Raw genomic sequence first — 11,904 nt, forward strand, 5'->3', positions numbered from 1 at the left:
GTTGTGCTAAAATATAAGTAAATCTATGTTGAAGAAAAAGAGGCTAAACGGACTATGCAAAAGTGGTATCAAATTTTTCACAAAAACACCGGTCTTAGTCCTTATGTGTGGGTTGTCTTTTATATCCTACCTTTTTATTTCATATTTCGTTCTTCTACCACATCCCACATTGTATTAGGCACAATCATGATTATGGTTTTCTTTAGTTGCTATGTGCTGTCCTTCGTATCTAAAGGATGGATTGTGTATTTTTGGACTAGTGTACAAATTATTATTTCGATTATCATGGCGATCGTATTCAGTTATGTGTATTTCTCTTTGTTTTTAGCATATTTTATTGGCACCATGAAAAGTCGGGCAGGATTTATTACGTTATACTGCATTCATCTAGTAACGACAATCTTAACGATTAACTATGGATTGATATCCGAAAATCCTGTCTATTATACACAATTGCCTTTTATCATTATTAGTGTCATTGGGGTTATTCTCATTCCAGTTACCACGTTCAACCGAAACAGAAGTGAAAAACTTCAGGGACAGCTAGAGGATGCAAATAAGCGGATTTCCGAGTTGGTAAAGCTAGAAGAGCGCCAAAGAATCGCTCGAGACTTACACGATACACTTGGTCAGAAACTCTCATTAATTGGTTTGAAGAGTGATTTGGCTGGGAAATTAATAAGCAAAAATCCGGCCCAAGCACAAATCGAAATCAATGATGTTCGTCAGACAGCTAGAATTGCGTTAAAAGAAGTTCGGGAAATTGTAACGCAAATGCGCGGAACGAGACTCGTGGAAGAGGTATTCCGAATCAAACAGATTTTGAAGGCAGCAGAGATCGACCTCATTGTGGAGGGGGATCCGAAGTTAACTAACACTTCCCTAATTAATGAAAATGTATTGAGCATGTGTTTGAAGGAATCGATTACGAATATTATCAAACATAGCAGTGCTACTCAGTGTTCGATCTCCATTGAGCCATCACCAAACGATCTCGTTATCAAGGTCGGGGACAATGGGATCGGCATAACGAATGAATGTCTTGTGTTACCTGGAAATGGAATACGGGGCATGAAAGAGCGACTTGAGTTTGTAAACGGTTGTATGGAAATTGTCTCAGATAGTGGAACGATGATTGTTATAAAAGTGCCGAATACCATCATACCACCAGAAAGGGAAGTGAGGATATGATCCGAATTGTGATTGCCGAGGACCAACGGATGCTGTTGGGCGCACTTGCATCCTTACTTGATTTGGAAGAGGATATGCAGGTTGTTGGTAAAGCAAGCAATGGAGAGGATGCTGTGAAACTGGTTAAACAGCATAAGCCAGATATTTGTGTCATGGATATTGAGATGCCAATAATGAACGGTTTAGATGCGGCGGAGGAACTAAAGGGATTGGGTTGCAAAATCATTATATTGACCACGTTTGCTCGTTATGGGTATTTTGAAAGGGCCGTGAAAGCGGGTGCTAACGGTTATTTGTTGAAAGATAGCCCAAGCGAGGAACTAGCTACCTCAATTCGGAGTGTGATGGCTGGCAAGCGAATCTATGCCTCAGAGCTGGTAGATGAGACTTATAATGAAGAAAATCCTTTGACCGAGAGGGAAAAGGAAGTGCTGAACCTGATCGCCGACGGTAAAAATACGAAGGAAATCGCTGATCACATGTACATAACCAGAGGTACCGTTCGCAACTACATTTCCATTATTCTCGATAAGCTCAATGTCACTAATCGAATTGAGGCTATTATGCGTTTCAAAGAGAAGGGATGGTTCAAATGACAGGAGGGACTGACCCCCGTTTGTGAGGCAGGGATCAAAACACCTTTCAAGTTTAAGCAGCCAGTTGTCGATATTGTATCGGCGATTGGTTATTTAATTTCGTTTGAATACGAATTGAGTTATAATACCTAATGTAATCTCGAACGGTATGCTCAACGATTGCCGTCGTTGTGCAAGTTAACCCTTCGAGATAAAACGTTTCAGACTTTAAGGTAGAATGGAACGATTCGATAGGGGCATTATCAGCGGGCGTTCCCTTGCGGGACATACTCATGATAATGCCTTTTCCTTTTACAGCCTCTTGGTAAGCTTGAGACGTATACACGCTGCCTTGATCACTGTGTAACAACATGCCTTGCTGCTCTGGAAGCTGACTTAGTGTATCTAAAACAAAGGATGTATCTTGTGTATCTGCAATATTGTAAGCGACAATTTCACCGTTGTACAAATCTAAAATGCTCGATAAGTACAATGTTTTATTACCAAATGGCAAATACGTAATATCCGTCACTAGCTTTTGCATGGGTTTTGTTGCTTGGAATTGACGCTTGAGCAGGTGCTCCGCGACTTGTACTGGTTGACCCGTTAGTTTGCGTTTCTTTACTTTTACACGGCAATGCAGCTGTTCTCGTTGCATGATTCGTTGAACTCGTTTGTGATTAATTTGATGCTGCTCTAAACGCAGTAGTGCTGTAATTTTTCGATATCCATATCTGAATTTATGTTGCGAGCATAATTCACGAATTCTCTCCACGATGCTGGGTTCTCTTAAATCCTTGTTTCTAGCTTTACAGCGATAGTAAGTTGAACGTGGGACCCCTAGCCATGCACAAGCCTGTGAGATTTTCAATTCACCTCGAAAAGACTCTATGCAAGCTACTACGAGTTCTGATTCCACCTCCTTTCTAGCTCCTTGTACTTTTTTAGCACGTCCAGCTGTTGTTTAAGATAACGATTTTCTAGTGTAAGCATCTCTATTTCCGAAGTAACTTTAGCTCCTTTACCATAGCTATATTGCTTACCAACAGGTTGCTCCAATCTATGCAATTCACCATTTTTACACCATCTCATCCACGTTTCTATTTGTGTCTTGTTCCGTATGTGGAGCTGCTCCATAACTTCTTTAACGGGAACACCTGCCAATCTCAACTCAATAGCTTTCATCTTTATTTCTTTTGGATAACTTACTCTTGTTGCCATGACAAAAACACCTCCAAGATTGTCACTATATCTTACGACATAGTGGATTTCACTTGAAGGTGTTTTGATTTGTCTCACGCTAAGGTGTCAGTCCCGGACCCAAAAAGGTGTTCAGATTTGTGGGTACTTTTTTGTTAACTATTTGGGTTCGAGCTGCCCATCAGCAGTCATTAGTTAATGAAATTATCAACAGGAGCATCGCAAGTGTTGCAACTAATTTGAGGTCGTTGCCCCTCGCCTCCATATGGAGTAAGAAAAAGACACCTCAGAGGTGTCTTTTTTGCTTTTATAAAGTAGCCGATTAGATAAATAGGACGGGCTAGCTCACTTACTACTAAATGACATCCACATGGTCTTAATGCCCTAATGTAATTTAGCTTACTTAATATGCTGTTGTGTTACACAGTGAATCATACCACCGTATGCATATAATTCACTTACATGAATACCGACAATTCTTCTCCCTGGGAATTGGCCTTCAATGATTTGTAGTGCTAACTTGTCATGCTCATCATCATATATAGGAACCAATACAACTTCGTTTCCGATATAAAAATTCAAATAGGAACCTTTACAATTCGCCTCTTTCACGACTTTTCTTGTTAACGGTAATGGAATAAGTTGAAACGGCTTTCCATCCGTATTTCTTGCTTGTTGTAATTGTTGATAATGCAGCTCGTGTGCCTCCAAAAGATACGCTTCACTTTCACCAAAAGGGTCGTATTCGTAGAGAATGGTAGTTTCATTGGAGAAACGTGCTGAAGCGTCAATATGGAAATCGGTAACCTCATCATAGTTATCTTCTCCACGAATACCGGTTATCCATATAAAGTTTGTTACACCTAAATACTTAGTTAACGCACGTTCAATTTCTTCTTGAGAGAGTGCAGGGTTTCGATTTTCATTTATAATTGAAGATTTTGCGGCCATCAAGGTACCATTTCCGTTTACTTCTATCCCTCCGCCTTCTAGGCAAACGTCCACGTCAACTTTCGGGATGTTGTAATGCTTACTTATTTGACTTGGAACAACAGCATCATTAGTATATGGACATTTATTCCCCCAACCGTTGAAAATCCAATGTGTTAGCGAAAGCTGATTATCCCTGTCTTTCACAAAAATCGGCCCATTATCTCTTATCCAAATATCATCCGTTTCTTGAATCAAGAAGTGAATTTTATCTAAATTAACATTCGCTTCATTTAGCTTCGATTGAACATACTCTCTTTCTTCGTCATTATATACAACAATGTACACATTTTCTCCATAATGAAGTTCCTTTGCCATCGTTACCCAAATATTATTGAGCTTAGCTTTATACCTTTCGCCTCTATGGGTTTTATCATGAGGCCATTGAAGCCAGGTATCCTCATGTTCCTCCCATTCTGCTGGCATATAAAATTGGATATTTTCTATACTTTTCATACCTATGCACCCCTTATTACGAATGTACATTCACTCTATAGGTTGACACCGTGTTAAGGTCAACAGAAAACATCATTTTTATGGAGAAAATACTTGTAGTGGATATTGGATAAACACTTACACCGTTGGGGCTTTGAAGTCAAACAGCTTCATCAAACCGACGTTTTTTACAAGACAGGTGATGGTATCGGGTCTGTGATGGCTACTCGGGTGTTTGTTTTTGTGTAGAGAATAAAAATAGTGATGTAGTATTTTATGAAAAACCATAGTGGCAAAAATTTAGATTTTGTTGATAAATGATAAAGGCTGATAATTAGTTTTACAGTAAAATTATGGTATAATTTAGGAAGTTAAATCACAAAATACAAATTGGCTCAGGTCTATTGTCGTATTTATGAAAGGTAGAGGTGTGATTGTATTGAAAAACAATATTATGCTATCCATTATGTTATCTATAATGTTATTAACAGTTTTCCCTGTTGGTGCTTTGGCTGTGGTTGTTGATACAATATCCAAATCGAATATTGCCAAAACCTATATTTATCCTTATGAAGAAGATGATACAGAGTCTTATATTCTATATGACGACTCTACCAAAGAGTCAATTAACAAAAATTTTGTAGCATTATTTATTAATGGATCTATCATAAAAAATGCTAATTTGATTACTGAAAATGACAGGATTTTACTGCCTGTTAGGATTTTAGCTGAAAATTTAGGTGCTCAAATTAAATGGGACTCTAAAACAGGAAAAGTTACAATTATTGATGCAGAAAATACTATCGAATTATTTATAGATCATAAAAATGCTAAAATAAATGGTGAAAAAATTGATTTAGATGTTGCACCTAGAATATTTAATAATTCCACCTATGTACCAATTAGATTTGTCGCAGAAGCTTTAAATGCTAAAATCGATTTTTTTAATGGAAAGGACTTAACACAGCAACACATTCTCCCAAGAATGCCTCATGTTATGGTTAGCAGATATCCAAGCAGTGTTGAGATGCTTTCTAAAGAAGAGGCAATTGAAAAAGTAAGAGAAGAATTAATAGTAGCTTTTGAAAATAAATTTGGAGAATTTATTCCTCTTGCTGAAAACGAAGAACCTAGTAAAGAAGATGACAAGGCAATACTTAGAGATGTGATTACTAATTTAAATATAGAGTCGGAAAATGATAGATATTATGTGGTACCAGTTATGTTTGATTTTTGGATTGATAAGTACACAGGAGATATATATACATTTTATAATGGTCTCAGAATGTCAATAAATATCTTTAATCCCTACGCTGAGAATGCATTGTCTTTTGCAGGATAAAAATCGTCAGGAAAAAGATAATCTAAATTGTAACTATGCTTTGCAATGACTCTAAGGTGACATCAAATCTGTAACTACACCCGTAGAAGCTAAAGAGGCGTTATCTTCGGACAGGGGTTCGACTTCCCTCGCCTCCATCAATAATATTAAAAAAGCGACCTCATGAGGTCGCTTTTTTGTGTGTTCGGACTCGAAAGTGGGTGGGTATCGCCTTGTCAGGGGTTAGTCCGCACGGACTGCAATGTAAATGAAGGAGTAAGTGATTGATTCACACTACTATGAAAATAAATGTTACAATTCTGCAAATTTATTACATAACATCTTGATGATAACAATTGGTAAATTTATACTATTAACATACCGAGCGTTCGGTATGTTTATGAGATTGGGGGATTAACGTTGAAGCAAAACGACAAGATGGAAAGTACCACAAAACAAAAAATTGTGGATGTTTCCAAAGCGCTGTTTGCACAAAAAGGCTATGCGGCAACTTCAATTAAAGATATTTGTGAGGGGGTGCAATGCAGCAAGGGAGCTATTTATCATCACTTTGAAAACAAGGAAGACCTATTCAATTATATAACGAAGCAAATATTTACGGCATCATGGAATCAATGGATTGAGATTGCGTCGAACTATCAAAACATGATTGATAAACTCTATGTATTCGCTGATTTTTTTGTGGAATCGATGCAGAGGCAGCTTTCAAAAGCTGCAGAGGAATATTTAAAAAGCACGGCTAGTGAAGAATCACGGATCCAATTCATTGGTTATGTGGGCGAGTACATGAACAATTTTGAATCCTTCATAGAGGAAGGGATATTATCAGGTCAGTTTAAGCAAGAAAACCCAAAAGAGCTCGCATTCATCATATTAAGTTTCTATTCGGGCTTGGCTGATAGCTACAATTTTATGAGTAAAGATGAGATGAAGCTCCTGTTCCATAAAGCGACGACGCTATTGTTGGAAGGGATTAAATCATAAGGAGGCATGTGTATGTTTATTGGGGTTAGGGTTATTGAGCAAGAACGTGTTGATTTGACTGTGGTTATTCCAGCCCATAATGAAGAAAAATATATTCAAAGATGTCTGGATTCAATTCAGAAAGCAGCAGCTTCTTATCAAGGCTGTATAGAAGTTGTAGTTGTCCTAAATCGTTGTACGGATCAGACAAGGCAGATTGCCGAGTTATATAATTGTGTAATCATTACGGAAGATAGCAAAAATCTCTCTAAAATTAAAAACGCAGGGGTACGAGTTGCTAGGGGAGAAATGATTGTCACTATTGATGCGGACAGTTGGATGGCAGAAAATATGTTGGTAGAGGTTGATACCCTATTAAAAACAGGCAAGTATATTGGCGGCGGGGTGGGAGCTATACGGTCTGAAAGGGTCTCATTAGGAATTATTGCTTCATCAATGGTCATCGTGCTTCCCCTTTTACTCAAATACGGGAATATTGCCATTGGGATGTTCTGGTGTTATAAAAAAGATTTCGATGCGATTCAAGGGTTCAATGAGAAGATGTTAATGACCGAAGATGCTGATTTTGCAAAACGCTTGAAGCAATGGGGAAAGAAGAATGGAAAATTATTCGGGATAATAAGGAAAGCTACCCTGTTTATTTCGACCAGGAGGTTTGACACGCTTGGGGATTGGGCGATCTTTAAGAACCCGAAAATCATAATGGGTTACTGGACTGGCGGGAAAAATCAAAAGACAGCCGATCTTGCCTATTATGAAGATCAGAAAAGATAGATGACTTTCTTTTTGCTGATCTTCGGATAGGGAATTGAATTTCTACGCCTCCACCAATATGATCAGATAAGCGACCTTGTGAGGGTCGCTCGTCTTTATTACCCTTTCTGAATCGCCCAATGGAGGCGAGTATCTTCCTCAAATTTTGTTTTGCCGGGATTTCCTTCAGCTCTCAAGATTTTTAGATCATTTAATCTGAGAGTGAATGACCATAAGCTGTCGAATCTTAGCACTTTTTTATACTGACACATGAAACCGTATTTGCCAGATAGAATATCCTGAGCGAGTTGTAGAGCATCTAGGTTTTCCGTTTGGAGTAGGGATTGATAAACATTGAGGTAGCGGGTTTGTGATTACCCTGTAAACGCCGATGATATCCATGCCTGCACAATGCGTGATCAGGGTTTTCATACGATTTCTCCTAACGATAAAGGTACGCAATTAGCGGATTCAAAGGAAGTTAACCATTTTTCTGTACGTGGTTATCTCCTCTGTAGAAGAGAGCCAACAAGGAGTTGTATACGCTTTGAATCCTCTCTGTTTTATGTTCAGGGTCGAATCCCCATAAAAAAACATCGTATTTATTCTAATTGCGTTCCTTACTAGTATGGGAAAATGAAAAAAACCGCTAAACCCGACTCTTATTACTTTTCATGTCGGGATTGCGGTAAGAAATCATGGGAATTTTATGTCGGGCATAGTTTAGAGTCTATGAAACTAGTCAAGTATCTATTACGCATTTAGATTAGATGCATAACATAGTACATCCCCATCAGGAGGTGTATCAGATGCATAGGCAAAAGAGACCATGCCATAGAACATGCCATAGAAAGTCGGGAGTTAAAGTTATTTGTCCCCCACCTAAGATTACAGTAATTGCACCACAAGGAGTTCCCGGACCTCAAGGTCCTGCTGGGCCACAAGGAGCAACGGGACCTGCCGGATCCCCTGCGCTGCTCACATGGTACGATTTCATCGAAATACCTAATCCCATGCTGCCCGGAGGTGCGCCGATTACTACGCTCACGCTTCCCGTGTCGCCGGCCACCGTTGGACCTGAGGTCCCCGTCAGCAGTCAATTCCTCACCTTGAGTAACATTAATGTAAATAGCCGCGTAGTCCTTCGAGCGACAGTCGTCTGGAGCTTCACGTTTGTTACCCCTATTAGTCCTGAACTCGCCGTAGCGAGCCAAGTCATGCAGTTTAGTATATTTCGAGATGCTCCTTTAACTGGGGTACGTTTAAGTACAGTTATAGACACAGGAAGCGCCGCGCAGGTTAATGTGACGGGCATGATTACAACCCAGGGAGGGGGAACGTTTACAACCACCTTCGAATGCACGGATACGGGAATACTCGGTGAAACCCATAATTATTACCTTACTGCTACTTCCGGGATAGTCTCGGGTATTAGTGTGTCAGGAGGAGGAGGTCCAGTTCCCATAACCGACTTCACGAATCCAACCATCATTGAGGTTCACTTCAATGGAGAGGTGATTGGTCCAAACGTTGTCTAATCGAGATAAGAGCCGAATGATATCATTGCGCATTTAAGATGATAATGCTCGATTAGTTGATAGAGTTAAAGAGGTTCGTACGGTTGATTGAACGAATAGGTTCTGGCGAATTGTGTTTTTACACAGCCACGGCTCGCCTCCATAATGAAAGAACACAACCAGTCAGGTTGTGGTTTTTTACATTTTTATTGGTATTGGAGTACTGACTCAATGTTTCAATCCTCGATACTTACACAACGCTATCAGCGGCCAAATATAACGGTAGCTGTGGTAATTGAGATAGAAATTGCCTGGCAAGCCTCCGCCGGTCGGATAGGAAGTCCGCCAATCGTCGGTACTTCCAAGTTCAAGAAGGCAGCGAATCCCCCTTTCGATCTCCGGAGTCGTTCGTTGAAAGACTGCGATTAACGCTTCAACGGCCCATGCGGTTTGAGAAGGTGTGCTTGCCCCTAAAGGCACATATTTCTTTGCAATATCGCTTTTGCACGATTCGCCCCAACCTCCGTCGGTATTTTGAATGTCTAGCAGCCATCGGACGGCTTTTTGTACGGAAGGATGCTGCGGAGAAACCCCAACAGCCAACATGCCGGTCAGCGCGGCCCACGTCCCATAAATGTAACAAATTCCCCAGCGACCGTACCAGGATCCATCTTTCGCTTGATGATCTATTAGCCAACGAACGGCGCGCCGCATATTATCGCTCTGCATATTCCAGCCTGCATAGCGTCCCAGAAATTCAATAGTTCTACCCGTTAAGTCGGCTGTAGAGGGATCGATGACGATATCCGCAGCATTTTCTATGGGGATCCAAGCGAGCACACGCTTATCCGTATTTTTCTCAAAAGCGGCCCATCCTCCGTCTCGGTTCTGCATGGAGATCAGCCAATTCAGGCCACGATTCCATGATTCGCGAAAGTAAGGATCGAATGTAGTTACTCCCCGGATCGCTCTTAGCGCCGCCGTTGTATCGTCATTGTCTGGATTGATCGTGTTAATATCGGAAAATCCCCATCCACCAGGAGGACTATCGGGATTATGGACTCTCCAATCGCCGTAACGCGCATGCTGCCTGAATCGCAAATAATTCCCGGCCATTATGATGGACGGATCATGTGGAGGAACACCTGCTGTCTGCATGGCGGTGCTGATCAACGCGGTATCCCAGACGGTGGACGTGAAGTTCTGCATGAGAAGCTTGTCGCCTGCTTGACAGAGCATGGTTCTTAATCCGTAATATGCTCGCATGATTACTGGGTGATCCTTCGGGTAACCAAGTGCCATTAAGGCATAAATCATGAGAAACGTTGCGCTGGAATAACTGTAAAACGTTCCATCTGACTCAATCCGCTCCAGCATGTATTGTTCCGCTCTCCGTACCGCAGAGGCATGTACCTGCTTGGGCATGAGAAACAATTGGTGGATGCCAGATTGAATGCTGTCTAGAATCGAACGATAGGCAATGGAGTCCTCACTCCATATTGAAGGCGAGGCCGGACGAGATTCTGGTTCAGCCCATAAATCCGACAGTTCTGGATTGCCGTCCGCTCGAATCACATAGCTTTTGTCCGACAGGACCAGGACTGGAACCATATGGACTCTTGCGGTACCGGAAAAATCGTACAGATTTATTGGGAAATTGGAGGGGAGAGCGAGTAACTCCACAGGAAGTAAAGGATGACTTTTCCACGGAAATTGGCCGGTTACCGCAAGCATAATTTTCGTTAGAAGACTACTACTTTCAATTCCTCCCTCGGAGAGGATGAATTGCTTGGCAGCTTTCATGTTCTCATCGGTCTTTTGGTGTGTCCCTGCCCACAAAAGTGCGTAGTAACACTCGATAGTGGCCGATACGTTTCCTTTATCCTCATCGCCATAAATTTTCCAAGAGCCGTTATTTGTTTGAAGCATGGCTATGCGCTCCGCCAACCGTCCAATCAGCACTTCGTCGCCAATTTGCAGGGAACGCATTAATAGAATCATATAAGCATCGATACGAGGACCGGCGTCAACGCACATTCGCCACGACCCGTCTGCATACTGAACTGTCTGCAATGACGAAACGATGCGGCTTATTTCGGATTCAACTTGATACAAAAGCTGCATGGAGACCATTCCCTTGCTGATAATCTGTTAGGCACACATCTATTCTATGGCCTATATAACGGTTCCGTACCAATTCAACACGAATCAGGTTACGACGAGGGCACCTTCACTACATAACCGGGTAATTACGGACAATTTTATGAACGTCATCGTACAGATATTGTAATATTCCGTTATTTATAGTATCTTCTTTCTAGACGTTATCGTATAGAAGAGGTGAGTAAGATTCCAAAAGTTATTGTTACGGAACTTCAATGGATTGAATTAGGAATGAGGCGATTTGCACAAAGCGGAGTAAATGGCTTAGTCATTGAAAAGATGGCATCAGAATTAGGTTGTAGCAAGAGTAGCTTCTATTGGTACTTCAAAAATAGAGATGAGTTTATCGCACGGTTGATAGAACGGTGGTTCAAAATATCGACTCAACAAGTGATCCTGAGCTCGTCCGATCTTGAGAAGGCAGAGGATCAAATTGCAGAGATGCTGGTCCAAATGTTCTCTGTGACGCGAAAAGGCGATTTTTTATTTTATTTAAGGAAGCTAAGTGAGGAGATACCAGCCTTTTATACAACGCTTGAAACGATTGAGCAAAAAAGAATGAGTTATGCTACAGAACTCTTTATAAAAGTTGGAATGAACCCTGAAGTTGCTGAGCAAAAATCTCATATTCTATATCACTATTACTTGGGGTGGTATGAGCGCTTCAAGAATGCACAAGTTGAATATGAAGAACTAGATCGTCATATTAGCATGCTGCGGGTACAATTATTAGGATTGTAAAGGGGGAAGAACG

The 11,904-nt window shown here is 40.9% G+C and carries 10 protein-coding genes; 6 read left to right on the forward strand and 4 right to left on the reverse strand.

Annotated features, from left to right (window positions below; all coding sequences use genetic code 11):
* Positions 1-54 precede the first annotated feature (54 nt).
* Both NV379_RS12000 and NV379_RS12005 read left to right on the forward strand, forming a co-directional pair.
* On the forward strand, positions 55-1,191 hold the full coding sequence (locus NV379_RS12000; RefSeq protein WP_258207554.1) for a sensor histidine kinase: 1,137 nt from the start codon (positions 55-57) through the stop codon (positions 1,189-1,191).
* A complete protein-coding gene (locus NV379_RS12005; protein WP_258207555.1) occupies positions 1,188-1,787 on the forward strand; it encodes a response regulator transcription factor in 600 nt (199 codons plus the stop codon). The genes NV379_RS12000 and NV379_RS12005 overlap by 4 nt, the downstream gene beginning before the upstream one ends.
* A gap of 52 nt (positions 1,788-1,839) precedes the next feature.
* Here the strand turns inward: NV379_RS12005 and NV379_RS12010 are convergent.
* A protein-coding gene (locus NV379_RS12010; RefSeq protein WP_258207556.1) for an IS3 family transposase occupies positions 1,840-2,987 on the reverse strand; the annotation gives its coding sequence in 2 pieces (ribosomal slippage) (positions 1,840-2,714 and positions 2,714-2,987; 1,149 coding nt in all).
* Between the two features lie 378 nt (positions 2,988-3,365).
* Complete coding sequence (locus NV379_RS12015; RefSeq protein WP_258207557.1) at positions 3,366-4,412, reverse strand: agmatine deiminase family protein; 1,047 nt, start codon at positions 4,410-4,412, stop codon at positions 3,366-3,368.
* A 394-nt stretch (positions 4,413-4,806) separates the two neighbouring features.
* On the opposite strand from NV379_RS12015, the gene NV379_RS12020 reads away from it, so the two are divergent.
* From NV379_RS12020 to NV379_RS12030, 3 genes are all read left to right on the forward strand, one after another.
* Entirely contained in the window at positions 4,807-5,733 is a 927-nt protein-coding gene (locus tag NV379_RS12020) for a copper amine oxidase N-terminal domain-containing protein (RefSeq protein ID WP_258207558.1), read from the forward strand.
* Positions 5,734-6,132: 399 nt separating this feature from the next.
* Positions 6,133-6,717 (forward strand): TetR/AcrR family transcriptional regulator, encoded by a 585-nt coding sequence (locus NV379_RS12025; protein WP_258207559.1) that lies wholly within the window; start codon positions 6,133-6,135, stop codon positions 6,715-6,717.
* A 12-nt stretch (positions 6,718-6,729) separates the two neighbouring features.
* Entirely contained in the window at positions 6,730-7,491 is a 762-nt protein-coding gene (locus NV379_RS12030; protein WP_258207560.1) for a glycosyltransferase, read from the forward strand.
* A 901-nt stretch (positions 7,492-8,392) separates the two neighbouring features.
* Here the strand turns inward: NV379_RS12030 and NV379_RS12035 are convergent.
* Together NV379_RS12035 and shc are read right to left on the reverse strand one after the other, a co-directional pair.
* Positions 8,393-8,518: a hypothetical protein gene (locus tag NV379_RS12035; protein ID WP_258207561.1), complete on the reverse strand. Its 126-nt coding sequence runs from the start codon at positions 8,516-8,518 to the stop codon at positions 8,393-8,395.
* A 697-nt stretch (positions 8,519-9,215) separates the two neighbouring features.
* Entirely contained in the window at positions 9,216-11,111 is a 1,896-nt protein-coding gene (gene shc / locus NV379_RS12040) for a squalene--hopene cyclase (protein WP_258207562.1), read from the reverse strand.
* A gap of 270 nt (positions 11,112-11,381) precedes the next feature.
* Between shc and NV379_RS12045 the strand changes: the two genes are divergently transcribed.
* Complete coding sequence (locus NV379_RS12045) at positions 11,382-11,891, forward strand: TetR/AcrR family transcriptional regulator (protein ID WP_258207563.1); 510 nt, start codon at positions 11,382-11,384, stop codon at positions 11,889-11,891.
* Positions 11,892-11,904 lie beyond the last annotated feature (13 nt).

This window comes from Paenibacillus radicibacter, from assembly GCF_024721995.1.
GTDB classification, from domain to species: domain Bacteria; phylum Bacillota; class Bacilli; order Paenibacillales; family NBRC-103111; genus Paenibacillus_AM; species Paenibacillus_AM radicibacter.